We start from the raw sequence: 24,309 nt of genomic DNA, 5'->3' as shown, positions 1-24,309 counted from the left end.
CGGGTTCAGCGTCGTCGGCCGGCTGCGTGCGGGGGCAGGTCGGCGGGCCGAGCGGGAGGGGCGGCGACGACGCGGGCTCCGCGAGCGGTCGAACGCGCCACCGCTGCGGGGCCTCGCCCGGCTGGCGTGGCGAGCGACAACCGTGTTGCCTCGGTTCGCAGTTGCTCCGTGGCGTCGCGGAGGGCGATGCGGGTGTGTGAGAGGGACTGGTTGAGGTACCGGGTCGCGTGCTCGCGGGTTGCCTCGGCGCTCCGTCCGCCGACGCTTGCGACGTCGTGCAGTCGGGCGGCCATCTCAGCGGCACGGCTGACCGACGCGCCCGCCCGAGCCAGTTCTTCGGCTGCGGCGGCGAGCGTTCGAGCCTCGGCCCGTTCGGCGGTGGCCGGGTGCGGGCGCGCGGTCAGGACGGCGGTGATGTCCAGGACGGCACGGTGGTGTTCGTCGATCGCCTCGGCGTGACCGGCCAGTTCGGCCAGGTCCGGCACGCCCTCCTCCCGGTAGGCGCGGGGCAGGGCGTTCTCCAGCGACTCGGTGTGGTCGGCCGCACCGCGCAGCCACTGGGCGGCGCTTGAGTTGGGGACGGGTAGAGGCATGGGTCTCTCTGCTGGGTGTCAGCGGCGGGGAGGGGAGGGTGCGGCCTGCTCGGCCTCCAGCTGAGGACTGAGGCCGGGGCTGTCGGCGCTCAAGGGCGCCGCCCGGGCGAGGCGGCGGGAGCGAGGAGCGCGGCGAGCGCCTCCAGATCGCGGGTGAGGGCGTCGTCCTCGATCGGGACGTGGCCCCGGCCGACGGTCAGATGCCAGCGCCCGTCGATCCGCCGGATCGGGAGAGCGCCCGGCACGTCGGTGTCCGTCCCGGGGAGGGGGCGGGGCGGGGCTCCGATGGACAGCAGGGGGGAGTTCATGGTGAACAAATCCGTTGCCAGTAGGAGAGGTTGACGGGCCAGTCGAGGCGGGAGGGTTCAGCGCCTGAAGCGTCGGAGGCAGCGCGCCAGGAGGGGGCGCGGAGGCTCCACGGAGGTCTGCCTGCTCATGCGGAGCGCCTGGCGGATGGCGGCCTGGCGGGCGGCGTAGCGAGACAGCGCGGACTGGTAGGTGGACCAGGCACCAGCGCCGGAGAACTGGTCTGGCACGGCGGGCGGGTGGTCAGGCAGGCGGTCGATGGTGAGGCTCCCGAAGTAGTGGAGGGGCAGTGGCCTCCCCGGCTCCGGCGCGCGGCCGGTACCGGAGCCGGGGAGGGGTCACCGCGGGCGGGCCGCCCGGCTGCGCGCGGTGGGGGCGGCGGCGACGAAGAGGTCGTCGAAGCCGGGCAGCATCTGTACCTGGGCGGTGCCGCTGGAGGTGGCGGCGGTCGCCCGGGGTGACACGGGCTCGGCTGCGGCAGGTGCTGCCAGGGCCCGGCTCTCCGGGCTGTAGATCGTGTCCAGATACTGGGAGACCGGACGCTCCCACTCCTTGCGCAGGATCGCGCCGCCGACCACGCGCGCGGCCTCAGTCGGGATCACAATGTCGGCGAGCTGTTGGCAGGCGGACGAGCGGGAGCCCGTCCACGGGTAGTCGGCCGGCATCGCGACGGTGAGAGCCGCCTCCGGCACCGTGTACTTGCGATCTTTGTCGTCGGCCCAGTACCAGCCGCGGATCTTGCTGGTGGTGCCCGGAGCGGTGCGATCGGCCGGGAACTCGTTGCCGCCGGACGTCCGCCTGGTCCCACGGGTGTTGACCCGTACCCCCTCCGGCCAGCCGAGGGCCTCGGCGAGGGTGCGCCCGGGGACCGGCTCGGAGGGCTGCATGGCCTGCAGGTTGACGTAATGGTGGCGGCCGGCCACGAGGTAGACGCGGCGCCGGTGGGCGGCGACGCCGACATCGGCCGCATCCAGAACCTGGTAGTCGGCCGAGCACCAGTCGGCGATCTGCAGCTCCTCCGAGATGGCGTCCAGCACCACCTCCGGCAGGGCGCTGCTCTGCTCCATCGCCATCCAGCGCAGGTTGTCGTAGCGGGCGGTGAGCGCCAGCGACCAGATCAGTGACTCGGCGATCAGCCCGATGCGCTCGTCACTCATCTGCGGCACCAGGGAGCGGGCCTCGTCGAAGGTCAACAGCGGTCCGGTGAAACCGTTGTAGCCGTCCCAGCCCGGGTCGGAGCAGATGCCGCAGATGTCGGCGTCCTCGCATGCCCCGGTGTCGTGGTAGTGGCCGAAGCTGGCCTCGCATGCCAGGGTGAAGGTGTCGAGCAACAGCTCGATGTTGTCCTCCTGGTGGCCCGCGCGCTTGCCGGCCGGAGACCAGACCTGGCACGGTGCGCTGACCGTGAGACCCTCGACGTACCGCAGCGCGGGGTGGACCGGGTCGAGGGCCCGCACGTCGGCGACGATGCGCCGGTGCCCGGCCGCGACGGCGGTCGCCGAGGCGTCCCAGCCGATCTCGACGCCGACCACGTCGAACCCTGAAGGGTCCAGAACTCGCAGTCCCTGCTCCCAACCACCAGGACCCGCAAACAAGTTGACAACTCGCTGGGGATCGCCAGGGCGGGGCGGGAACAACCAGGCCACGGGCCAGGGGTGAGCGAGCGCGACGAGCTGCTCGTGCGTCCACGGCCCCATCTGCGGGCCCTCGTCGGGCCACCGCAGGTCACCTGCGGTGGACAGCCGCGGCTGGTAGTCGTGCGGCGGGATCTCTGGGTACCGGTAGCTCAGCGCCGTCCCCTCTCCGCCGCCCGGTCCGGCGTAGAGGCGAAGGGTGTGGTGCTGGCGCCCGACCGGTCGGCCCCTGATGTGGCGAGGGCAGTCGGGGACGTGCTCACCGCAGCGCTGGGGCGGGCGCCCTCCGCGGCAGCACGGTCCGCTGCCAGGTCGGTGGTGATCTCGTGGTCGATCCCGTCCAGGTTCGCCGCGTGGCCCCTGAAGATCTCCCCGTAGCCCGAGTGGTCGCCCAAGTCGGCAGAGTGGGCGAGAGCGGCCAGCGCCGTACGCAGCTTGCGGAGATCGGCCAGACCCTCGGTCACCTCGACCGGCGCGCTGTCGGCCGCCTGCCGCTCGCCGGTGAGCGGCAGCAGATCGAGGTGGATTTCACCCGCGACATCCCGAAGGACTTCTGCATGGGCGAAGGCGCGTCCGGCCAGGATCTTCGGCTTGATGGAGCCCAGGTGGTCGAGTCGACGGGCCATGCTGAACAGAGCGCCCAGGTGGGCGGCTGCGGTGAACTCAGGCGCGGGCGGCGGCGCGAAGGCGGCGGTGTACTCGGCAGCCGCGTCCCGGAGGCGGCGGGCATCGATGCCGTCCGCGACCAGCATGACGTGGGCGTTGTAGCGAGCGAGTTCGCCGCAGTCGCGGGCGGACGGTGCGTGGTACCTCCCGTTGAAGACGTCGTACTGGGAGAAGCCGAACCAGTTGGCGTCGACCGCGCCAGCGGATGGGGAAACGATACGGATGCGGATGCCGCTCCAGGTGTCTTCCCGGATGGTCTGGGCCAGTTCAGCAGTGATGACCACGTCGCCGCGGCGAGCCACCTGCCGCAGCCCGACGACGGCGCCGTCCGGCAGGGGGCAGATCAGACGCAGGGCCTTGGCCTGGTCGACGGACTCGATCCGAGCCAGGGGGTACCTCCTGGTGAGTGAGGGCACGGTCAGCGATGGCCGGGTGCGGAGGGTGTGAGGCGCTGGTGGACGGGGCGGTCACGCGACCGCCTCACCGGAGCGGCAGCTGAAGGGGGAACAGCCGTCCTCGGGCCCGTTCTCCAACTCGTCCTCGACCAGCGGGAGCTGCTGTTGCAGGGCGGCCAGTTCCGCGCGGCTGAGCCGGTCGATCGGAGCCTCGGCCAGCGGTCGCCGAGAGCGGTGCAGGTAAGCCTGCCCGAGCAGTGGCCGGCCCTCGGAATTTGCCCGAGCGTTTCCTGCGCGAATCGCGGCGTCGAACTCGACGACGTCCGCCCATTCTTCCGGAGACTCGTCGCGGATCTGCCTCCATTGGGCATTTCCGTGAAATGGGCATCCGAGGCAAGCGGACTTCGGGGTGGATTCCCAGCCGTGATCGGCAAGGAGCTTGAGGCAGTCCTGGCGCGACAGTCCGAGGTCGATCAGCGGAAAGCTGTGACGGGTGTACTTGACGTCCGAGTCCTTGGCGCGATGGAACTCGTCGGTCGAGATGCCGATCCACTGCTCGGCATACACCCCGCGCGGGACTTGCGCCGGATAGGGGTAGCCCAGAATTCGGCGCACTTCCCGCTTGATCGGCTTTATCTTATATTCGCCTGTGCATTGGCGTCGGGTCATTCCCGGGCTGCCGTCCCTGTTCAGGATGTACAGGGGCATCGAAGCGAATCGGTGCCCCGGGTCAAGGGCATCCGACCGTATGTTTCCCGAGGACACCCGAAGAATCGGGATGTTCGCCGGTCGGGCGACTCGGCGCTCCACCTCGTCCAGATGTCGGTAAACGGCTTCCGGTTCCCAACCAGTGTCAGCGAAAATCGCGTAGTCGAGTTTCGGAAGCTCACCGATCGCGGACAGCAGGAGAAGGGTAGTCGATTGCACGCCGGCACCTAGCGACAAAATGCGGTTTGCGGTTTCGGAGGAGTAATTCACTCGGTCTCACCCGCCGCAGCGAGCGCGCGCTCGGTGATGAGATCGGTCTGCCGCGAGGATGCCTTGCCGATTGCTCCCGCGCCGGGCTCCTTGTACCAGGGCCGCAGGTCGAGCATGGCGGGGCGCATGCCAGTGGCGAACAACAGGGCGGTGCCCTTGCGCAGGGCGCGGATCTGGTCCGGCGGCAGGATGCGCTCGTGGCGCATGCTGGTCGAGGTGGACCGTCCGGATTCCGAGGTGGAATGCGAGACGGTTTCCACGTCGTGCTCGCCAACCAGTCGGGAGAGCTTGTCCGCGAAATCCGCGTCGTCGATTCCGGAGCCGACGACCTTGACCGTGGCGGCGGACCACATCGCGTCCATGCCCGCCTCGCCCCAGACTTTCTGGCCCTGACGGTAGGACTGCAGGATGGTGATCGGGATGACACCACGTGATCCGAGGTGGGAATACAGGTCGGGGAGGTCCGAGATTTTGCAGACGTTAGCGGCTTCGTCGAGGATTGCGAGCAGCGGGGGATCGAGTCGTCCGCCGGAGCGTTCGGCCTGGATGACCGCGGTGCGCATGACGGAGTCGGCTGCTGCCGCGATCAGGGCACCCGCAGATCCACCGCCGTCCTTGGACAGCAGATAGAGGGTGTCTTCGGCGGTGACGAATTCCTCGGGCTTGAACTGCGGCAGGTCGGGATTCGGGGTGACCCATCGGGATATCTTCGGGTCGAGCAGGCATGCCGCGTACTGGCGGGCGGTTTCGTAAATTCCGTCGCGAGTTTCCACCGCTCCGGAGACTGTGCCCTGCAGTTGGTCCGCGATGGCGATCAGCTTGTGGTCGCGGAGAATGTCGATCGGCGTGCGGTTGGACGGCACGGCAAGCCACGTCAGAACGTCCGTGATCGGGCGGCGGTCGCATCCGGCGGCCAGGAAGAGAGCGCAGAGGGTGTTCTGGGCGGCGGTGCTCCAGAAATCCCCCTGGGAGCTTTCGTCAACTGCCGCGGCGACGAAATGGCCGGCAAGGCGGCGGGCGCCGGGGAGGTCCTTGGCGTCGGCCAGGATGTCCCACCACATGCCCTGCGGGGTGTGCGCGATGCCCTGCGGGTCCATGGTCCAGACGCGGCCGGCTTCGGACCGCGCCTCCAAGGTCGCGGTGTAGGCGTCTCGGGCGGCCTTGTTGCTGGTCAGAAGAACGGGGCCGGGTGCGCGCAGAATCGCGGGGACGGCCAGACTGGTGGTCTTGCCGCTTCGCGGCGCCATGATGGCGACGCACACGTCCTCCCAGGAGGCGCGGACCTCCGGGCCGGACGGGGCGAGGTTGCCGAGCAGCAACCCGCTGTCATCGGGGCCGATTGCCCGGTCTTTTACAGTCCGCGAGGCTCGGCCGCAGGTCGCGCGCCTTGGCGGTGATCTCGGCGGGCAGCAGCGGGGAGAGGTCGCGGGAGGTCGCCAGGCCGCTGGGCTTGCTCCGGTGCCGGGACCACAGCCACAGGCCGGCGGCGGCCAGGGCGAGAGCGGAGATCGTGGGGATGACGCGGGTGGCGATCAGCAGCGCCAGCGACGGCAGGTGCGGGTACAGCTCAGCGGGATGCAGCGCGGCGGTGACCGGTTCGAACGGGGTGCGCCAGGGACCGTTACTGGTAAGGGAGTTGGCGGTGTTGCCGCCGATCCAGGCGAGGGAGCCGAAGATGGCGAGAGCCGAGCCTGCACCTATGAGGGCGTAGAGCAGGGCATCGGTGCCCGGACTCGGTGAGGGGCTTTTCGGGGTGGCGGGCAGGGGGTGGTTCCTAACGGGGGAGTTGACGGCGGGCGCGGCCAAGGCCGGCGGCAGGTGGCTGCGGTGTGGTCGCCGATGGGCATCGGCCGAAACCTGGATGTCCGCCTGCTGAGGCCGGCGTCAGGCGGGCTGCCTCAGCGCGAGGCCGCGCTGGCGAGGCGGGCCGGTGCTGGGGGTACGGCTGCCGGTGGGGGCTGGCGACTGTGGCCGGGGGCGGTGGTTCGGGTGTGAGGGCGGCGACCCGCCGGGAGGTGGCTGGTTCCTCGGCGACCGGGTCGACGGCGGAGATCTCGCTGAGCCGCTGGGAGGTGGTGTTCAGCAGCGCGGTCATCCGCCCGAACAGGCTGTACTCCGGGTCCATCAGCGGGCGGACGAGGAACTCGTCCTCGGCTGTGGGGGGGTATTCGCTTCTCCGGAGTCAGCGGTGGGGCGGTTCGACGATCCGGGAGTGCGGGGTGACGGCGGTGGGGGCGGCATGGATCTGCGGGCCTGGGCCGGCAGCCCGGATTGCTGGGGAGTTGGAGGTGGCCGCGTGGTGGCGGGCGGCTACGTCCACGAGGCCGTCGGTGGCGTAAGCGACTGGAGCGGCGGCGCGGTACCCGGCGGCGGCGAACCGGGCACCCGCGTCCAGGACGGGCTCCCAGACCTCGGGCTGGTCGCCCAGTTCGGTGCCCAGCTGGTTGCCGAGGGCGGTCATGGCGGCGGCGAGCCGGTGGGCCGGTCCGGGCCGCAGTCCGATCCACTGCACGACGTTGGCGGCCTCTTCCGCGGTCAGTTCGGGGGCGAGCTTCTCGATCTGCCGCAGCGCGTCGCTGGCGCGGGCGACCGCGGCCTCCACGAGGGCGAGGGTGGGGTCGTTGGGCACGGGGCTCCTACGGAGAACGGTGGAGGGGGCGGGCCGCCTGCGGAACGACGGCCGGTGGTGCGGCGACGACGGTGGCACGCTGGGCGGGGGCCGAACGGGCAGCCGTGAAGCGCGGGTTGCGGTCCTCGTGCTCGGCCAGCTGGCACACGGCCAGGGCGAGGGACCGGTCGCGCGAGGTCGCGGCAAGGGTCTGGTCTGCACGTACCAGCGGGGCCAGGAGGCGGGCCTCGTGCGGGTCGGTGCGGATGAGGACCCAGCGGCAGGCGGCGGGGTCGCCCGGTGCGGCGATCCCGGTGGCGGCCAGGATCCGCCGGGCGACCTCGGCGAACCGGTAGTCGGGGGCCGGGGCCCGGTCGGGGTCGGTGCGCAGCGTGCACTGCCACACCACCCGGGACCTCATCGCCTGGGCCGGGTTTGCCGTCCGGGAGAGGTGGGCGGTCAGCTCGGCGACGAACGCCTGTTGGCCAAGCACGGAGAGTTCGGGGACCGGCCGCCAGGCGTCCAGCAGCCGCAGCGGCTGTCCCCGGTTGGCTGCCGCCGTGACCAGGCTGGCGATCAGGTCCTGAGCCGAGAAGTAGCGGGAGATCACTGGGTACACGGTCACCTCCCCGGCGCGGTCGCGACGGGCGGGGCCGCCACGACCGGAACGGGTTCTGCGGCCGGCGGCGGGGCGGTGGCAGGCCGGGCGGCCGATCGGGCGAGGGCCGCCTGGTCGCGCTCGGCGGCTTCGAGGGGGCCGTCGTAGTCCCAGGGCCAGCGACCGCCGATCCGGTAGAGCCCGCGCTCGTCCGGGGCGACGATCTGCTCGGCGGTGCGCCGGGAGAAGGCGGGAGAGCAGTAGGGGCCGATGTGCCCGAGAGTGTCGCGGGGGTCGGCCAGGCCGGGGTAGGGGCCGTGCTCAGAGCCCTCGACGTAGAAGTGGAAGAGACGCTCGGTCACGCGGCTCAGTACGGGTTCTCGGTGGTGCGGGCGTCGTGCGCGGCGGCCACCAGCTCGGGCAGATCGCCGGGGGCGGCGGCGCGCTGATCGATCCACCAGGTCGCCGTGTCGAGCAGGCGCACCTGGTCCTCGATCTTCTGCCAGTCGGCTTCGTCCAGGTCGCCCTCCTCGACGAGCACCCGGTAGGCGCCGGTGACCAGTTGGTGCCGACAGCGCTCGCCCCACGGCACGGCCTTGGGTGGACCGTCCAGGTCGGGCATGCGGAACTGCTCGGCCCACTCGGTGGCAGCCTGCTGCTCGGCGGCGCGGCGCTCGGCCAGCCAGGCTTCGCGGGAGGCGGTGTCCGATTGGCGCTCGGCCAGCCAGCACTCCTTGCAGGAACGTTCCGCCAGCCAGCGGGCGAAGCCCGCGCGCTTGTCGGCGGGGCGTTCCGACAGGTCGTGGTCGACGCTGTGGCCGCAGGAGTGCTCCACGGACCAGATCTTCTTGACGGCCAAGTTGGCTCTCCTTAACGCGAGTTCGAGTGGCCGGCAGCCCACTGGATGCGCGGGTCGACGGCGGGGACGGCAGCAGCGGCGGAAGCGGCGCCCTGCGCGTGGAGGGCGGCGCTGGAGCGAACCCGGCCGCTTGTCGCGAGCGCGGCGCGGGTGCGGGCGCTGGTGGGACCCGGGCGGGAGGCGGCGGTAGCGGGCCGGGTGGCGACGGCGGCGAGGTCCCGGCTGTTGCTGGCCAGGACGGTGTCCGCCTGGGCGATCACGGATTCCACGCGGGAGAAGTCGACGCCGGCGGGGTCGGCGCGCAGTTGGGCGTCGATGGCGCGCAGGCTCGCGGCGACCTCGCTGTTCATCGCCACGCGGTCGTGCAGCAGCGCGTCGGCGCCACGGTCCTGGGCGCTGGGCCCGGTGTGCACGACGGTGCCGAACGGGTCGGACTGGGCAGCGGCGCGGGTGAGTGATGCCGGAGTGCGGTCCTGCGGGGCGATGGGCCGAGTGGCGAACGGGTCCGTGTGCTCGGGTGCCGGGCTCTGTGCCGGGGACTGCGGGGTGCGGTCCATGGCCGCGATGAGCCGGGTGGCGAACGGGTCGGTCGGTACGTACGGGCTGCCAAGCGGCTCGAAGGCGAGGTCGGTCGCGACACGCACGCTCTGGTTGCGCAGCTGGGCGACCGCGCGGGTGGCACGGAGATCGCCTTCGTGTTCTGGCTCGTCGAGCGCGAACAGGTCGGAGGTCGGCGATGTGCGCACGAACCCCGCCTCGGTGAGCGCCTGCCGCATGTGCGGCTGGACGAAGGGGATGCGGGCGATGATGCCCAGTTGTGGATGCCGACCGATGGCCACCTCGGGCGCCAGGGGCTCGGCGGGCGGCGCGAGGCGGACGACAGGGTCCGCACCTGCGGCTGCTTGTGCCTGGCTCGGCAGCGGGGGTTGGCTGGCGGCGGTGTAGTCGAACTCCGGGGCGGCCTCGACCTGGACTCCGCTGTGGCGCAGCAACGCGACGGTCTGCCGCACGTGGAGGAACAGGTTCTGCTGGTCGGGTGCGGTGTCGATGGTCAGACGGCCGTCGGCGAGCGGCCGGAACCCGGCGCGGAGGAGGACCTCGCGCGCGGCCGGGTCGGCGTCGGCGCCCAGGGAGGCGGCGACGCCGTACTGCGGGTCGCGGGTGATGGCGATGTGATGGGGGTTGATGCGCAACTCCTGTTGGCGGTGCGGGGGAGGTTCAGCGGCGGCGCCTGGTGCACCACCTGGTCCCGGCTGGCCGTGGTGGCGGTGACGACGGCTTTCCGGCGCCGGAAGGTGACGCGTGAGGGGAGGGCCGATTCGCCGTCTTCGTGCACGAGTTGGCTCCGTGGGCTCGATGCTCAGCGGGTGCGGGACACCCTGGGCAGTGGGTCCGGGGGTACTCGCGGCGGCGGAGTGGACGGGGCCGCGCTCATCCGGGCCAGCGGAGTGCGGACCGCGGCGGCGGCGCGCAGGCTGGCTTGTTCCGGACGCGCGGTGTCGCGCTGGTAGAGGAGGCGGAAGTCCCTGCGCGGCAGATCTCCGTAGGAGGGGTTCCACCGGTCGGTCTCAGACAGGTACCGGTCGCGCGAGTTGTAGCGGATCATCACGAACGGCCGCTCTTGGTCGGGTTGTTCGCCGAGCCGGGCGAGCCACCAGTGGTCGTCGTTGAACCTCTGGATCGCCTCGACGACGATCCGACCGGCCTGGACATCGGCTGCGATCTCGCGGCTGAGCGGGTTCGTCAGACCGGCGCGCAGCTCGTGTTCCGCAGTGCTGCGGGCGGTCACGGCAGCCAGGTCGGCGTCCGGGAACGGCTCGGCCGACTGGAGCCACTCGTAGTACGCCAGGACCTGCAGCGGCGTCTGCTCCGGCCGGTGCCAGTTCGCCACCTGCACGCCGGTCTTCATCAGAGCCCGCAGGGCCTCGGCAGCGGTGCTGGACCTGGTCGTGTGCTTCGACGCCGGGGTGTTGGCGCCAGGCGTTGTTCTCGACGTCGGCCGTGTGGTACCAGAACCCCGACTGGTAGAGGATCTCCCCGGCGGCCTGCGGGTTCTGTCCGCGGATGACGACGAATTCACCCGCGTCGTAATCTCAGCCGAAGGCCACGTGGGGCGTGGTCATCGCCGCCGGGGTGCGCCCTGGATCACCAGGACCGCCCGGGCCGGGGCGTTCGCCGCCGCCCGTTCGCGTTCGGCCGCGCGCCCGGCCTCCTCCTCACGGGCCTGGATCAGGAGCAGTAGTTCCTCCTCCAGCCGGTCGCGCTGGTCGGCGGCGGTCTCCAGGGCCTCCAGCTGGGCGTCGAGCTGGTCGAGGACGGCGTCGTCCACCCGGCGGCGCGCCGCCGCGACGTTGATCAGCTTCACGCGCAGGAAGGAGACGCGGGTCTCGGCCGCGACCAGGGCGCGGTGGGCCTCGACGAGGCGGGCGGTGGTGGCGTCGGCACGGGCCTCGCTGGCGGCCAGCGCGGAGAGCGAGTTGCCGGCTGCGGCCTCCAGGCGCTCGTCCAAACGGGTCAGGGTGTTCGGCATGGATCTCCAAGCAGCGAAGAGAAGTTGAGAGCTGGGCCGGTCAGAAGGGGCGTGGTACATGGCCGCTGGTAGGCCGGGGCGGGCGCTGTGGTGCCGGACCAGCGGAGGACGGCGCCGCAGAGGTGGCCTGCGGTCGTGAAGGCGACGAGCTGAGGGCCGCGTTCCGGCGAGCGCCGTCGGCGGGAGGTTGTGTGGCGTAGCCGGAGGCCGTCCACGTCGTGAGGGCCGAGTCCAGGTCCTCGTGCCGGTTGACCTTGTAGTAGGGCCGCCTGCCCTTGTAGAAGATGGCGCCTTCCCCGGTGGCGGCGTAGAGGCCGAGCAACTCGCGGCCCCCGTATGGTGAATGGTGAGAGGCCAGCAGCGTGAGGTGTCCGTTGCAGATGTCAGCGGTGAGCATGTCCCCGTAGACAATCCTGTCCAGTGCAGTCCGCACCCCGCCGTCACCGACCCACGAGGGCCGGTCCTCGATCCGCGCACGCTGCTCGGCCTCGCTGAATACCCTGGTGACGCCGTACTCGGCGGCGGTGAGCAGCCGGATCGCATCCCGCAGCTGCCGCTCGACGGTGGCGGGGCTGTCGTGGCGCGGGCGGTGAAGGTCGAGCGCGTCGTCGCGGACGAATCCGGCCTGCTCCAGCCACTGGGCGCTGCGGCGGTCGACTGCCGCAGCGACGAGGAAGCCCAGGTCCGGCCGGTGCCCGACGGTGACCGAGGGGCGGCTCACGCCGGACGCCCCGGATCGTGCATCCGAGCGTCGGTGTCGAACAGCTCCAGCTCGGCCTTGTGGAGAAGATGTTGAACAATGAACGAACGGCCGGCCACCTTCCACAGGCCGCGCCCCCGGCCGAGCTGGGAGATCGCGGCGGTCTCCACTCCGGTCAGGCCGAGCAGCCCAGCGGTGGCGGCAAGCTGGTCGGCCTCCTGCCGGTAGATCACGCGGGTCGCGCAGTCGGTCATCAGACCCTCGGCCAGTGCGCGGGCGCGGGAGCCCTGGTCGCCGGCCGACAGCAGATCGCTGAGCCGGTGAATGATCAGCATGTTCGCGATGCCGAGGCCACGGGAGAGCTTCCACTGGGCCTGCATCCGCTCCAAGAGCGCGGCGTGCCGCATGATGCGCCAAGCCTCGTCGTAGATCACCCAGCGCCGACCGCCGTTGGGGTCGCTGAGTGCGGCCTCCATCCACGCGGACGCGCAGGTCATCGCGAGCGTCAGCGCCGTGTCGTCACCGGTGGACCCGAGCCGGGACAGGTCGATGGTCAGCATCGGACTAAGCGGATCGAAGACGGCGGTGGACGGTGCGTCGAACATCCCGGCGAGGTCGCCGGTGATCAGACGACGGAAGGCGTGGGAGAGGTCCTGGGAGGCTTCGCCGACGCGGCGGGACGGGTCGCCGAGCGCCGAGTCCAGCAGGTCGGGCCGGCCGAGGACGGCGGCCACGTCGCCGAGCAGCGGAACCCGGCCCGCAGCGGCGGCCTGCCGGACAGCGGTGTCCAGCGCGACGTCGAGACCGGTGTACTCCATCGGCCGCATGTCACGGCGCAGGACGGTCCGGGCGAGACTGCCGAGGAGCAGCAGGCGCCTCTTGCGGACCTCGCCGGCCCACGCCTCCTCGTCGATGCCCTCCGGCGCGGCGGTCGCATCCAGCGGGTTGAGGCGGCCGGGAAGTCCGGGGCCGAGAGCGATCGTCGTGCCGCCGACTGCCTGCGCGACGCTCGTCCACTCGCCCTTCGGATCGGACGCGACGTAGACACGGTAACCATGGGCGGTGGAGCGCAACGCGATCGACTTCGCCAGCGCTGACTTGCCCTGGCCGATCACGCCGGCGATCAGGCAGTTGGGGTTCGTGAAGTTCTCGACCTTGCCGTACAGCGCGAAGGGATCGAAGACGAACGACGCCTCGGCGTGGACGTCGCGGCCGACAAGGACACCGGAGCTGCCGAGGCCGCCCTCGGCCAGGAAGGGGTAGGCCCCGGAGGCGGTCGCGGTGGTCATCCGGTGCGCGGGGAGCTTGAGCTTTCCGCCACGCAGGGAGGCGGGACCGGGGCGCCCCCCAGCCGGGTAGAACGGGCGCAGCTCCTCGTTCTCTTCGCGGCGGGTGCGGGTGCGCGTCGGCCGGGAGTTGTCGCGGGCGGTGCGCCGGGCGGCGGTCAGGTCGCGGCGGGCCTGGCGGCGGGAGGCCCGGTCGGAGCGGCTGGGCGTGAACAGAGGTGAGGCGGAGGAGCGCAGGAACTTCTCCCGTCAGGATCGGAAGGCGGGGGCGGGGGCGCCGCGCAGCTCGGCGGGGGTGGAGATGCGCCGCATGCGGGCGGAGGCGAGGGTGTGCCGCTGGCAGATGACCAGGTCCGGGGTGCCCTCGGGCAGTCGCAGAGCGCAGGCTTCGCGGGTGGGGGCGCGGCCGTCGGCCCGGGGGGCGCGGTGGTAGGCGAAGTGGAGGGCGTCCGCGGTCTGCCACAGGCGGATCCGTGCGGCGTGGAGGTGCTCGGCCTCGGCGGCCTGGTGTGGCCGGGCGGTCGCGGTGTGGGTGTCGAGGAGCTGGAACAAAGCGGTGCAGTGCGCGTGGAGCGCATCCAACTCGGTTCGTGACGCCGGTAGTTGGTCCGGTGCGCTGGTGTGATGGTGGACGTCCACGGCGGCGGTGGCGAACCGCAGCAGCCGGGGGCTGTCGGCCGGAGGGTGGTGCACGTGGTCTCCCGTCACAGACGGGCGAGCGGGAGGGCGGCCCGGGAGAACGCCTCGGCCTGCTCGAACTTGAGGAGGCGCAGGTCCAGGCTGGTGCTCGCCGCGGCGGTCTCGATCGTGGCGCACTGGCGGCGCAGGTCCTCGGGGGTGTCGGCGCTGACGACCACGAGGCCGGTGAAGTCCACGTCGGCATGGCCGGAGATCAGCTCGCGCTCGTGCTCCTTGGCGTCGGCGTACTCCATGGAGTCCGCCTCACTGTCCACCTGGCCCTTGCGGACGCGCTCGGCCGCGTCGGCGACGATCGACGCCTTGCGCCGCTGGACGGCCTTGAGCGCGGCGTCGAGGTCTTCGGGTCCGTAGTGGAGGGACAGGGTGCGACGCACGCCGGCGGAGAAGACGAGGCTGTGGAGGAAGCCGTGGCTCACCTCGCTGCGGGGCCACTGCTCGATCCAGTAGACGGCGTGGCAGGCGGTGTCGCTGGTGATGCGCTCGCTCTCCTCGACCAGGACGACCGGTCCGGCGGCGGCGGGGTCGGCTTCGGCGCGGCCGGTGTCGGACCACTGGTCCATCGCGGCAAGGGACTTGGGGTCGTAGGCGCTGCGGATCACGGCGGCGAACTCGCGGCCGGTGAGCCAGCCGGAGGGGGTCAGGCCCGCGTTGCGCAGGGACTGCTCGAAGCCGGGGGTGAGCTGGGACAGGACGGTGAAGGCTCCTGTGAGTCCGCCGCCGGCCTCGCCGATCAGTCGGCGGGCGGCCTTGAGGTCGAGGGCGATGGCGATGTACGCCTCGTGCGGAGCGGCGGTCGGACCGGCGGCGTCGAGGAGTTCCTGGTAGACGGGCCCGGCGACCGGGGCGTCCGGGTCGCCGTGCTCGGCCCAGTAGCGCTGCAGCGCGTCGCCCGAGTCCGGCACCGTGCGCTCGATGACCTGGACCGCGCTGATGTAGCCGGTGCGGGCGAGGGCTGCCAAGGCACGGCCCCAGCCGCTCACGTTGGCGGACTGTGCGGGAGCATCCAGGAGAGCGAAGGCGCGGGAAGTGACGCGGACGGCGGCGATCAGGGTGCCGTGCTCGGGGTCGTGGACGGCGCCCATGGTCCCGCCAGGGGCGGTGACCGCGCGCAGGCTCGCCGTGGTTCCGGGCAGGTGGAGGAGGCCGTCGCGGCGGGGCCGGGAGCTGGGGCGGGCGAGCCAGATCAGCTGGCCCTTGGCCCGGCGCAGGTAGTAGCGGATGACGATGGGGGCCCAATCTGCCACGGAGCGGCTGTGGAAGCGGATGAGGACGAGTGCGGCGGCCAGCGCCCATACGGGCGTCAGGAGGACGGCGCCGACCAGGCCGCTGGCGACCATGGTCACCAGCAGCAGGGCGCCGGCGAGGCCGACGACGGTCAGCTGGGCGGGGCTCAGGCCGAGCAGGATGCCGCGGCGGGAGCGGGTCGGGAACCGCACGGTGGAGAGGAACTCGGTGGACAGGGGCGCCTCCTGGCGTGGGAGCCCGGCCGGGGCGATGGGGTCGGCGCCCCGGCCGGGGCGGGATCAGACGAGCGGCGTGGACGGCGGACCCGCCGCCGGGGCCGAGGGGCCGGTGACCGGTGCGGTGGAGGTCGCCGGACCGGCCGGTGCGGGCGAGGAGGCGCGCGGCGCGGCCGGGCGGACGCCGCGGACGACCGGAACCGGAGCGCCAGGGCTGCCGGCCGCTGCGGCAACGGCCGCCGAGGGGGACACCCCGCCGGTGCTCTCTCCGCCCGAGGGAGATGCAGACCCGCCGCCCGCCGGGCTGCTCGCGGAACCGGCTGGGCGATTGATCAGCGGCTGTCCGGTGCCGGAAGCGCGGCGGGTGATCAGCGGCTTGGAGACGGCGCCCTTGCTGCCACCGCCGGTGCTGGTGCCGGGGTAGGCGAAGCTGGTCTGCGCCGTGGTGTCGGAGGGGGTGCTCGATGGGGAGGAGGTGCTGCCGATGGCGCTGTCCTGGCCGGGGATCTTCGACGGGCCTTGCGGCGCGGCCGTTGCGGCAGCTCCGGCACCGCCGGTGCCCGCACTCATGGCCATGGTGCCGGCCTTGCGGGCGGCGCCCGCAGCGGTCTGCATGCCCGCGTTGACGGTGCGGTGCAGGTCGGCGGCACTGCCGTCGGCGGCCCAGTGGATGAACTTGTAGGTCATCATCGGGCAGAGCAGGACCAGGATCATGACGACGATGCCGGCGAGGATGTCCGACAGGGCGGCCAGGCCGTCCTTGCTGTTGGTGTTGCCGATGGCGCTGATGCCGATGAGGAAGACGACGGTCATGATCAGCTTGGAGAACACCAGGGCCGCGGTCGCCTCGATCCAGGCGCGCCGCCAGCGAGCCGCCGGTTCCCAGCCGCCGCCTGCTCCTGCGAAGACCGCCAGGGTGACCAGGACCAGGATGGCGACCTTGCGCAGCACCATCGTGCCCCAGTACATGACGGAACCGACCACGCAGCCGAGAGCGACAAGCGCTGGAACGGCCCAGCCGAGCTGGGACGTGCTGGCGATCATGCCGACCTTGATGACGCGGGTGACGGCATCCGAGGTGCTGGTGTTGGCGACCTTGAACAGGCCGTTCGACAGCGCGTCCACCACGCTCAACGCGATGCCCGTACCGGCGACGGCGACGAACGAGAACAGCACGCCTGAGATCGTCCCGGTCACGGCCTGGGACAGGGCTTGGCCGTCGCGCCTCCAGGCCGCGCGCAGGAGCTGCAGGCAGAAGGTGGCGACGATCGCGACCAGGCCGATCGGCAGCATGATCGCGTAGTTCTCGCGGAACCATGAGGCGCCGAGGTCGACCGACGTCGTGGAATCCACGGCCTGGGAGGCGAGGTTGGCGGCGCTCTGGGCGAGGTCACCGCAGGAGCGGGCGATCCAGTTGCCGATCGAGCCGGTGATCGAGTCGGTGATGCCGCCGGGGGTGACGTCGCACAAGGCGCCTGCGAGAGGGAGGTCACAGAAGCCGATGAGGCACCCCCTCCTTTCTTATAGGGGGCAGGTCAGGGGTAGACGGTCGGGGCGATCGACGCGAGCGCGCAGTTGTGGCCGGGACGGCACTGCACGGCGAGAGTGATCGCCCGCTGCTCGTCGCCCCGGCCGCCACCGGTCCAGGTGATGGACTGGGAGCCGTTGACGGTGACCGCGTACATGTAGGCGACGGTGAGCTTGGTGGGGTCGGCGGCCACGGCCTGGTTGAACGCGGTCGGCAGATGCGCCTCGTTGACCTTCCCGGTGGCCCGCTGGCCGTTGTCGCGCATCCGGTCCCACAGGGTGGGGTCGGGGACCTGGCCGGCGAGGGCGGCCGGGTCGGCGTACGTGCTCTCGCTGGTCAGCCAGGCGCGCAGGCCGGCGAGTTGCTGCGACTGGGACGTGGTGCGGGTGTCGTAGGTCCACAGGACCTGCGCGAACGCCTTCGCGAAGACGACCGGGTCGCTGGTGTGAGGCGGCGGGGCGACCGGATTGGTGGTCGACGTCCCGGGCTGCGTGGTCGGGTCGCTGCTCGCAGCGGCGGTCGGCGCGCTGCTGGGCGTGGAGCCGGGGGCGGCGGTGCTGGTGGCGGAGGGGGCTGCCTGGCTGCGGTGGCCGCCGCCGGTGAACCGGGCGATGAGCCCGGCCACCAGGGCGACGACCACGAGCGCCCCCACGCCGACGAGCACGCGGCGGACCATGAGGGACTGGCCGCCGGGCTTGAACGGCTGAGGTGAGGAGGACATCAGTGAACGCTCGTCCCGACGTTGGAGAAGAACGTGACGATGCCGTTCGCGGCGCCGAGCAGAAGCGCGCAGCCGGCCGCGACCAGCGCGCCCTGCTTCCCCTTCTGCTCCGAGCCGTGGGAGCCGGTGTGGTGGCCCCACGCCCACACGATGCCGGAGACGCACAGCGCGCCCACGACCGCGATGATCGCGAAGAGGTTGATCGAGCCGACGGTGCTCTTGAGCACGTTGAGGCCGGGCAGGCCGCCCTCGGAGGGCTTGATGCCGGGGTCGAACGCCAGCTGCTGGACCTTGGCGGCGGCGTTGGCGAGGTAGGTGGTCAATCACACTCCACGAGCTAGGGGGCGGGGTAGACGCGGCCGGGCCGCGGCAGGGCGAAGGAGAGAGAGGCGCGCGAAGTGCGCGGAGAGGGGGCGAGTTGGCGAAGCTCGGTGTGCCGCCCGCCGACCAGGGGTAGCCTGCCGAAGAGGCAGGATGCCCAGGTGGTGGACCGTCCCGAGTCAGAAGGGCGGGGCAGCCAGCGGCGTCCCCAAACCGACGAGTTGCCGGCAGAATGCTCGGACACCGACAACTTGAATTGGAACCTGCAGCGTCAGGGGACGATGCGGCGGGCGGCGACGATGTCGGACCGCCAGGAGTCCAGGGTCGAGATCTTGACCACGTCGCCGGTGTGCGGAGCCTGCGCGATCAGGCCCTGCCCGATGTACATCCCGACGTGTCCAGGTCCCTCGGGCCCGGGTTCGGTGAACAGCAGGTCGCCCGGCTTGAGGGCGTCGACCGAGACGGCAGTGCCCTCGGTGACCTGGGTGTACGTGGTGCGAGTCAGCGCGATGCCGCCGGCCTTGTAGCTCTGCTGCATCAGGCTGGAGCAGTCACAGCGGCCCATCGGGTCGGGGCCGTGCGGCGCGGTGCAGGAGCCGCCCCACTGGTACGGGGTGCCCAACTGCCCGAGCGCGTACCGGATCGCGGACTGCACTGCGGGCGGCGCGTCGGTCGGGATCACGTACCCGGCGGGCAGTGTGCCCGGCGGGATCGTCCCCCAGTCGATGCCTGAACCGTCAGTCCCGCACCCGGTCGAGGCCGGAGGCGGTGAGTCGGGTGAAGGCGATGGTGACGGGATGGCGGAACTCCCGCCCAGAGCCCTGGAGACGGCCTGCTGCAAAGCGGCGGCCAGGCTCTCCCACTTGGCGTAGGCGTCCGGGTAGCCGGACTTCTGGACGGCCTGGGCCGCCTCGGTGAGCGGTAGCTGCTGCCACCCGTCCACTTGGAGCAGCGCCTTGTAGAAGGCGGTGCTGGCGTAGACGGGATCCTGCAGCTGGGCCGGGGTGCCCCAGCCTTGGCTGGGACGCTGCTGGAACAGGCCCAGCGAGTCCCGGTCCCCGTATCCGAGGTTCTGGAGGCCGGACTCCTGCAACGCGGTGGCCAGGGCGATGACTTGGCCGCGAGCGGGAACCTGCATCGCGATGCCGGTGGCCACGATGACCTTGGCGTTCGGGATCTGGGTCGTCGGCTCGTCCAGGCCGGACACCGGTGCGGTGGGCCCGGCCTTGCCGGAGAGGATCTGCTGGACCTGAGCGGCGACGGCTGCGGCATCCACCTGCTGGGCGCCGGTGTTGCAGCTGGCCTTGGTGGCGGCGTCGTTCGCCATCACCGCCACGGCCGGGAAGCCGATCGCGATGGGAACGCCCAGAATGAACGCGGCGCAGCCGCACGCCACCTTCTGCCAGCTCATCGGACGGCCGGCTGACCGCCTTCGACGGCGGCCGGGAGGTCGGTCGGGGGTCGGGGCAGGCAGGGGTTCAGGGAGCTGATGGGGGTCTCCATTTCAGGTGGGAGCGGGGGCGCCGTTCCGGCAGCGAAGGCGGGGCCGGGACGGGGCGGGAGCGGCAGCAAGCCGCCCTCGTAATCTGCGAAAAGGCATGGCGGTGTCCTTTCCGTGGCATGACGGAATTCGGCGGACGTGGTTTTTCAACCGTAGGATCGGCTCGGCCGTTTTCCTAAAAATCAGGGTTCGGCCTGCCCGAGGGCCAGGTGTACCCGGCAAGCCTGGACCCTCTCCGGCCATTGGTGGTAAGTGCCGTTACCTGGCGCGGAGGGGCCCGGTCCTGCCGGGGTGTCACACAGTAGGAGCCGGGCAGCCGGAAACCTAAAAAGGGATCTGGTGACATCGGTCCGGGTTCGCCGTGCGACGTGGAAGACGCTAGACACCGGGCGGCCGGAAACCTAAAACGATCATGACCCGGTGGAAAGCAAGGCCCTTTTTAGGATTCCGGCCGGAGAACGCCTAGCGTGCCATTTCCGCCCCGCGAAAGCCTTTGACCCGAACGGTCCGCGCTTCGCGCTGCCACCCCGAGCACCCGGGCGGCCGAGGGCGACGACACCCTGTCCCCCATTCCGCAGGAGCCCCCCTGAGCTACAAGATCCACCGCGGCGACGCCCTGCTCCGGCTCGCCGACATCCCCTCGCAGTCCGTCGACTGCGTCATCACCGACCCGCCCTACAACAGCGGCGGACGCACGGCCAAGGAGCGCACCGCCCGCACCGCCCGCGAGAAGTACACCACCGCAGGCAGCGCCCACACGCTGGAGTCCTTCCCCGGCGAGAACAAGGACCAGCGCTCTTACACGTACTGGCTCTCCCAGCTGCTCGCCGAGTCCCACCGTGCCACCCGCGACGGCGGCACCGCGCTGGTCTTCACCGACTGGCGCCAACTCGGCGCCACCGCCGACGCCCTGCAGGCCGGCGGCTGGATCTGGCGCGGCGCACTGGCCTGGTACAAGCCTGCCGCCCGCCCGCAGCGCGGGAGGTTCACCCAGCACTGCGAGTTCGTGCTGTGGGGTTCCAAGGGCGCGATGGACGCCGACGCCAACCCCGTCTACCTGCCGGGCCTGTACACGGCCAGCCAGCCCAAGGGCGCGGGCCGGGTGCACATCACCCAGAAGCCCGTCTCGGTGATGCGCGAGCTGGTCAAGATCGCCAAGCCCGGCGGCACGATCTTGGACTTCTGCATGGGCAGCGGCTCCACCGGAGTGGCCGCACTGCTGGAAAACCGGAGCTTCGTCGGCATCGAGGTCACCGACCACTACGCCGGCGTTGCCGAGAAGCGCCTGGCGGAGGCCGCACGGCAGGCCCGCGAGGGCACCGCCGACACGGAGCCCTCCCCCTGACCACAACCGCCGCGTACCGGGTCGCTGACGTCGGCGACCCGGCCAACTCCCCCTGTGCGGAGAGCACATGAACCCCGACACCCCTGTCACCGTCACCCCGGGGCACCTTGCCGGGCCCGAGGATGCAGCCCCGGCCCTCGAAGTGCTCTACAAGAAGCGCAACTGGCCCATCCACGAGGACCTCGACGCGGGCAACACGTTCGTCCACAGCCCCTGTGGACGAGCGGACGCGGCCTTCATAGGCGACTACCTGTCCCCGTGGCAGGTCCGAGTGAGCCGCGAACCCATGGAGGAGCCGGCCTGGTTCGCCGCATTCGACGGAAACACCCCGCCGGAGATCATCGCGGCCTTCTTCGAGATCCTGGCCGACACCCTCGAGAACCTCCCCGACCAGCTCACCCAGAGCCGCGCCATCTACATCACCGAGGCCGTCCACCTCCTGGAGCAGGCCGGGTGGGACAAGGAGGTCACAGCCACCCACACCCGTATGACGCCGAAGGGCGAGCATGCCGGGCTAGCCGGGCTGTCCATCCAACAGCGGCCCGCAGCTTGGGAAGACGAGGAGTTCGGCCCCTACGCCGAGCCGATCACAATGTGGGGCAGGCCGAAGGGCAGCGACGACCGCTGGGAAGCCAAGTTCACCCGAGATGTGCCGATGCACCTGGTAGCCGCAGCCACCCGCTTGCTGATCACCACGGCACCGGTCGAACGCTACGAAGAGGGACTCGACCCGGCTGTCCTGCCGTACATCACCGGCCCGAACACCGCGCCCTCCACCCGGGCAGCCGTCGCCCGCGCCGCCAGCCCCGCCGCAGCTGCCGCTGGCCCCGGCAGCGCTGGCGCCGTCTCTGTCCCGGCCGCCGTTCAGCGCGACGCTGCGGCTGCCGCGAAGAGGCACTGAGCCCACCCACGACCCGGATCGCAGGGCCTTCACAGATGGGTGACGGTGAAGCCGCTCTTAGTGAGCGCGTCCGTCCACACATCGCGGTCGAACCACTTCGTGATGTCCGGCTGGAGCCGGGTGACGGCCTGCATCCGGGCGTCCCAGTCATGGCCGGAGGGACCGCGGGCTCCCTCGCAGCCCGGACAGCCGTCCTCTCCGTGAATGTGACCGGCCTGCCAGGCGTTCACCGCTACATTGATGATCACGGAGAACAGGTCACCCCCGGTCTGGGCAAGCGTATCTGGCACGCTCGCGAGGATGACCGCGAGTTCGGGGTTGTCCACCGGCGGCATCGGAGCCTCCCCCGCATCTTCCTTGTCGCCGCCCTCCTCGAACTTCCGCAGACTCGCCGCGAGGCCCTCGGCGAGCGTCGCCGCGTCGAAATACCGCCACGCCGACCGGACCTGGATACCTAGTTGGTTCGACACCACGCGCATACTGCGCTCGACGGAGTCCTCCACGGTTGCCGGCCCGATGGTCACACCCCGACGGGCCAACTCGGCAAGCGTCTGAGCAACCGCATCCTTGAACGCCTTCGTGTTCCTCATGACCGCATCCTAGAGATTCACCACCCCGCCCCGACGGCTACCGCGCACGGGCTCGTCACCCGCTGTAGATGCGGACGACTTCTGTGCCCGGGCATCCAGTTGGGCCGCGGACCGAAGCGACTACACCTGGGGTCGGTTCGCCGAGACCGCCGAGGAACTGCGCGCCCGAGCCGCGCTTTCCGCCACTGCCCCGTACACGGCGTCGCGCGTGAGCGCCGTCCGAGCGCCAGCGACCCGCCATGGCCCGACCACCGACATCCGCGCTCACCCGCTCGTCGACGCTAATACGGGCATCGCACGAGCCCACCTGCCTACACGAGGGCGGGCCGGACAACCGAGTTGTCCGGCCCGCCCTCGTCGATCAGGCTGCCGCAGCGAAGCTGGCCGCAAAGAGAGGCTCGGCTCTGTCCAACTCGGCCGCCGAGGCGATCCGCACCTCCAGGTCGCCGGTTCCGAGATGACCGACTCCGCGAAGGTCTCGGGTGAATCCCGAGGCCAGACGGACAGTCGAGGGGTCGACGTTCAGCACCGCGATCAGAGCCTCGCGGGTGAGGCGCACGCACGCGAAGTTCCGGCGGCGCCGGAACGCCAGGTAGTGCTGCAGCTCAATGCACGTGCCGTCGCCCAGGTCCAGCAGCCGCTCCTCCAGCTCGGAGAACAGGTCCCGAAGCTCGGTCGACGCCGAGTCCAGCGCCTGGCGGACACCCTTTCGCCCGGTGCCCTCGGGGTGGCTCGACGAGCCCGCCCGGCCCGCCCGGGTGCCGCAGCCCCCTGCGACCGAGGCCACCAGCTCCAACGTCACCAGATCCTGCGCGTACTGCCGGTACACCAAGAGGTCGACCCGGTGGTGCGACATGCCGGCCGCCACGGTGTCGTAGCGAGTGAACTCGGTCGCCACGCAGACGATCCGCGGGTTACTCCAGTCGACAGCCCGGCCGGCTTTTTCGCCCAGCCGCTGCACCACGAGCGCCTCGAACTCCTCGCGGTGCTCCACGAGCCAGGCGAGGTAGAAGAGGCCCTGCGACAACACGCTGGCGCTGCCCGTCCGTTTGTACTCCACGATCACGGGTGAGCCGTCCTCGTCCAGAGCCAGGGTGTCGATCCGCCCACGATGAATGGGCCCGGTCGAGTACTCGTGCGCCAGGAACCGCATCCCGAGCATCTCTGGCATGTTGGCCTCGATCAGCACCTGCAGGTGGCGCTCCAGCTCCGCCGCCCCGCCCTCGATCCTACGAACTGCTCCATCCGTCACCCGGAAAACCTGCAGCAACAATCCCCCTCACGCAGCGGCCCATGATCCGCAAGCGGGTTATTCTGCATGAACAGGCGATCCACCGTCTAGTGAATGTTGCACACATCACATGGGTGCAGTTTGGTGGTGACGGCCTCCGCGTCCAGGCCCGCGTCTTGAAGCGCGGCCACGACGCGCGCCGTGGTGGCCGGCAGCTGGTCCGTGCGGTCGAATGGCGTGAACAGGTCGACGTCGTCGCTGACCGGTTGACGATCTGGTGGCCTGGACGGCGTAGCCGCCCGCGAAGGCGAACTCGAAGTCGTCGGCGAGGGCGGTGAGGCAGATCCGGATCAGGCGTACGTGCAGCTCGTCCGCTACGCGGCCGTCGCCTGCCGACGGAGCTGAGGGAAGCACTGCTCCCAGCGGGCCCGAGCGGGCATAGGGATGATCAGCTGTGGCCACAGCCGCTGAAGAATAGCGCCGTCGAGGTGATTCCGCAGGTCTGCTGCTGACTGCGCTTCGCGGACCACGCGTTCGTACATGACGGCGAGGTCTGCGTCGTCGTCGAGGTCGTAGATGTACGCCGGGCCCCAGTCGAGACGTCGGGGCAGGCGGACGAGGCCGTGGACCGGGCCTGCCAGCTCCGACAGGGTGCCTGGGACGGCGTAGGGCTTGGCCTCGGCGTACCTGCTCACCTCACCAGGATGTCCTATCCGGCACTGGGAAGCTGATCTCCTGGCCAATGCGGCGCGCGGCAGGAGCGAGTCGAGAAAGTCCCCTAACCCGTATGTGAACTCCGCTGTGACTGGTTCGGTCGCTTCGGGCAGGGAGGGGTGGCTCGGGCCGTTGCGGTTCAAGG

The 24,309-nt window shown here is 71.1% G+C and carries 25 protein-coding genes and 1 pseudogene; 2 read left to right on the top strand and 24 right to left on the bottom strand.

Annotated elements, in window-relative coordinates:
* Window positions 1-5 precede the first annotated feature (5 nt).
* The 21 genes and pseudogenes from ACLZOT_RS26615 to ACLZOT_RS26515 form a co-directional block, all read right to left on the bottom strand.
* A complete protein-coding gene (locus ACLZOT_RS26615; RefSeq protein WP_416971594.1) occupies window positions 6-593 on the bottom strand; it encodes a hypothetical protein in 588 nt (195 codons plus the stop codon).
* An 89-nt stretch (window positions 594-682) separates the two neighbouring features.
* Window positions 683-901, bottom strand: coding sequence for a hypothetical protein (locus tag ACLZOT_RS26610; protein ID WP_416971593.1), 219 nt, complete (start codon window positions 899-901; stop codon window positions 683-685).
* Window positions 902-1,237: 336 nt separating this feature from the next.
* Window positions 1,238-2,596: a DNA cytosine methyltransferase gene (locus ACLZOT_RS26605; RefSeq protein ID WP_416971592.1), complete on the bottom strand. Its 1,359-nt coding sequence runs from the start codon at window positions 2,594-2,596 to the stop codon at window positions 1,238-1,240.
* 89 nt (window positions 2,597-2,685) lie between these two features.
* Window positions 2,686-3,615 carry a hypothetical protein gene (locus ACLZOT_RS26600; protein ID WP_416971591.1) on the bottom strand — a complete coding sequence of 310 codons (930 nt, stop codon included), beginning with the start codon at window positions 3,613-3,615 and terminating at the stop codon, window positions 2,686-2,688.
* 51 nt (window positions 3,616-3,666) lie between these two features.
* Window positions 3,667-4,521: a hypothetical protein gene (locus tag ACLZOT_RS26595; protein ID WP_416971753.1), complete on the bottom strand. Its 855-nt coding sequence runs from the start codon at window positions 4,519-4,521 to the stop codon at window positions 3,667-3,669.
* A 47-nt stretch (window positions 4,522-4,568) separates the two neighbouring features.
* Window positions 4,569-6,336 (bottom strand): annotated as a pseudogene (locus ACLZOT_RS26590) (type IV secretory system conjugative DNA transfer family protein).
* A gap of 418 nt (window positions 6,337-6,754) precedes the next feature.
* Complete coding sequence (locus tag ACLZOT_RS26585; protein WP_416971590.1) at window positions 6,755-7,201, bottom strand: hypothetical protein; 447 nt, start codon at window positions 7,199-7,201, stop codon at window positions 6,755-6,757.
* A 7-nt stretch (window positions 7,202-7,208) separates the two neighbouring features.
* A complete protein-coding gene (locus ACLZOT_RS26580) occupies window positions 7,209-7,799 on the bottom strand; it encodes a hypothetical protein (RefSeq protein ID WP_416971589.1) in 591 nt (196 codons plus the stop codon).
* A gap of 2 nt (window positions 7,800-7,801) precedes the next feature.
* Window positions 7,802-8,140, bottom strand: a complete 339-nt coding sequence (locus tag ACLZOT_RS26575; RefSeq protein WP_416971588.1) for a hypothetical protein — start codon at window positions 8,138-8,140, stop codon at window positions 7,802-7,804.
* Between the two features lie 5 nt (window positions 8,141-8,145).
* Window positions 8,146-8,637: a hypothetical protein gene (locus ACLZOT_RS26570; protein WP_416971587.1), complete on the bottom strand. Its 492-nt coding sequence runs from the start codon at window positions 8,635-8,637 to the stop codon at window positions 8,146-8,148.
* 11 nt (window positions 8,638-8,648) lie between these two features.
* The gene (locus tag ACLZOT_RS26565; protein ID WP_416971586.1) at window positions 8,649-9,830 is read right to left on the bottom strand and encodes a hypothetical protein; all 1,182 of its coding nucleotides are present in this window, start codon (window positions 9,828-9,830) and stop codon (window positions 8,649-8,651) included.
* 167 nt (window positions 9,831-9,997) lie between these two features.
* The gene (locus ACLZOT_RS26560; protein WP_416971585.1) at window positions 9,998-10,546 is read right to left on the bottom strand and encodes a hypothetical protein; all 549 of its coding nucleotides are present in this window, start codon (window positions 10,544-10,546) and stop codon (window positions 9,998-10,000) included.
* A gap of 210 nt (window positions 10,547-10,756) precedes the next feature.
* Complete coding sequence (locus tag ACLZOT_RS26555) at window positions 10,757-11,167, bottom strand: hypothetical protein (protein ID WP_416971584.1); 411 nt, start codon at window positions 11,165-11,167, stop codon at window positions 10,757-10,759.
* Window positions 11,168-11,207: 40 nt separating this feature from the next.
* Window positions 11,208-11,888: a hypothetical protein gene (locus tag ACLZOT_RS26550; RefSeq protein WP_416971583.1), complete on the bottom strand. Its 681-nt coding sequence runs from the start codon at window positions 11,886-11,888 to the stop codon at window positions 11,208-11,210.
* Window positions 11,885-13,390, bottom strand: coding sequence for an ATP-binding protein (locus ACLZOT_RS26545; protein WP_416971752.1), 1,506 nt, complete (start codon window positions 13,388-13,390; stop codon window positions 11,885-11,887). Before ACLZOT_RS26545 ends, ACLZOT_RS26550 begins: the two co-directional genes overlap by 4 nt.
* A 12-nt stretch (window positions 13,391-13,402) precedes the next feature.
* Complete coding sequence (locus ACLZOT_RS26540) at window positions 13,403-13,846, bottom strand: DUF6238 family protein (RefSeq protein WP_416971582.1); 444 nt, start codon at window positions 13,844-13,846, stop codon at window positions 13,403-13,405.
* 11 nt (window positions 13,847-13,857) lie between these two features.
* Window positions 13,858-15,288 carry an SCO6880 family protein gene (locus tag ACLZOT_RS26535; protein WP_416971581.1) on the bottom strand — a complete coding sequence of 477 codons (1,431 nt, stop codon included), beginning with the start codon at window positions 15,286-15,288 and terminating at the stop codon, window positions 13,858-13,860.
* A gap of 87 nt (window positions 15,289-15,375) precedes the next feature.
* On the bottom strand, window positions 15,376-16,815 hold the full coding sequence (locus ACLZOT_RS26530) for an SCO6881 family protein (protein ID WP_416971751.1): 1,440 nt from the start codon (window positions 16,813-16,815) through the stop codon (window positions 15,376-15,378).
* Window positions 16,816-16,847: 32 nt separating this feature from the next.
* On the bottom strand, window positions 16,848-17,561 hold the full coding sequence (locus tag ACLZOT_RS26525; RefSeq protein ID WP_416971580.1) for a hypothetical protein: 714 nt from the start codon (window positions 17,559-17,561) through the stop codon (window positions 16,848-16,850).
* On the bottom strand, window positions 17,561-17,884 hold the full coding sequence (locus tag ACLZOT_RS26520; RefSeq protein ID WP_355880384.1) for a DUF6112 family protein: 324 nt from the start codon (window positions 17,882-17,884) through the stop codon (window positions 17,561-17,563). Before ACLZOT_RS26520 ends, ACLZOT_RS26525 begins: the two co-directional genes overlap by 1 nt.
* 269 nt (window positions 17,885-18,153) lie before the next feature.
* Entirely contained in the window at window positions 18,154-19,293 is a 1,140-nt protein-coding gene (locus tag ACLZOT_RS26515; protein WP_416971579.1) for a C40 family peptidase, read from the bottom strand.
* A gap of 676 nt (window positions 19,294-19,969) precedes the next feature.
* On the opposite strand from ACLZOT_RS26515, the gene ACLZOT_RS26510 reads away from it, so the two are divergent.
* Window positions 19,970-20,728 carry a DNA-methyltransferase gene (locus ACLZOT_RS26510; protein ID WP_416971750.1) on the top strand — a complete coding sequence of 253 codons (759 nt, stop codon included), beginning with the start codon at window positions 19,970-19,972 and terminating at the stop codon, window positions 20,726-20,728.
* Between the two features lie 67 nt (window positions 20,729-20,795).
* Window positions 20,796-21,629 (top strand): DUF317 domain-containing protein, encoded by an 834-nt coding sequence (locus tag ACLZOT_RS26505; protein ID WP_416971578.1) that lies wholly within the window; start codon window positions 20,796-20,798, stop codon window positions 21,627-21,629.
* Window positions 21,630-21,658: 29 nt separating this feature from the next.
* Here ACLZOT_RS26505 and ACLZOT_RS26500 read toward each other — a convergent pair whose 3' ends face one another.
* The 3 genes from ACLZOT_RS26500 to ACLZOT_RS26490 all read right to left on the bottom strand — a co-directional run bounded on the left by ACLZOT_RS26500 (window position 21,659) and on the right by ACLZOT_RS26490 (window position 24,145).
* The gene (locus ACLZOT_RS26500) at window positions 21,659-22,219 is read right to left on the bottom strand and encodes a hypothetical protein (RefSeq protein WP_416971577.1); all 561 of its coding nucleotides are present in this window, start codon (window positions 22,217-22,219) and stop codon (window positions 21,659-21,661) included.
* Window positions 22,220-22,580: 361 nt separating this feature from the next.
* Window positions 22,581-23,489: a DUF5655 domain-containing protein gene (locus tag ACLZOT_RS26495; RefSeq protein ID WP_416971576.1), complete on the bottom strand. Its 909-nt coding sequence runs from the start codon at window positions 23,487-23,489 to the stop codon at window positions 22,581-22,583.
* A 335-nt stretch (window positions 23,490-23,824) separates the two neighbouring features.
* Entirely contained in the window at window positions 23,825-24,145 is a 321-nt protein-coding gene (locus ACLZOT_RS26490; protein WP_416971575.1) for a hypothetical protein, read from the bottom strand.
* Window positions 24,146-24,309: the final 164 nt, after the last annotated feature.

Origin of the sequence: Streptomyces sp. 4F14, assembly GCF_048159485.1 — a bacterium.
In the GTDB taxonomy this organism is placed as follows: Bacteria; Actinomycetota; Actinomycetes; order Streptomycetales; family Streptomycetaceae; genus Streptomyces.
This window is presented reverse-complemented; position numbering and strand designations above follow the sequence as displayed.

Coding starts and splice junctions, on each gene's coding strand:
- ACLZOT_RS26615 (WP_416971594.1), bottom strand. CDS start 593: ATGCCTCTACCCGTCCCCAACTCAAGCGCCGCCCAGTGGCTGCGCGGT.
- ACLZOT_RS26610 (WP_416971593.1), bottom strand. CDS start 901: ATGAACTCCCCCCTGCTGTCCATCGGAGCCCCGCCCCGCCCCCTCCCC.
- ACLZOT_RS26605 (WP_416971592.1), bottom strand. CDS start 2,596: ATGGGGCCGTGGACGCACGAGCAGCTCGTCGCGCTCGCTCACCCCTGG.
- ACLZOT_RS26560 (WP_416971585.1), bottom strand. CDS start 10,546: ATGAAGACCGGCGTGCAGGTGGCGAACTGGCACCGGCCGGAGCAGACG.
- ACLZOT_RS26555 (WP_416971584.1), bottom strand. CDS start 11,167: ATGCCGAACACCCTGACCCGTTTGGACGAGCGCCTGGAGGCCGCAGCC.
- ACLZOT_RS26525 (WP_416971580.1), bottom strand. CDS start 17,561: ATGTCCTCCTCACCTCAGCCGTTCAAGCCCGGCGGCCAGTCCCTCATG.
- ACLZOT_RS26515 (WP_416971579.1), bottom strand. CDS start 19,293: ATGAGCTGGCAGAAGGTGGCGTGCGGCTGCGCCGCGTTCATTCTGGGC.
- ACLZOT_RS26505 (WP_416971578.1), top strand. CDS start 20,796: ATGAACCCCGACACCCCTGTCACCGTCACCCCGGGGCACCTTGCCGGG.
- ACLZOT_RS26500 (WP_416971577.1), bottom strand. CDS start 22,219: ATGAGGAACACGAAGGCGTTCAAGGATGCGGTTGCTCAGACGCTTGCC.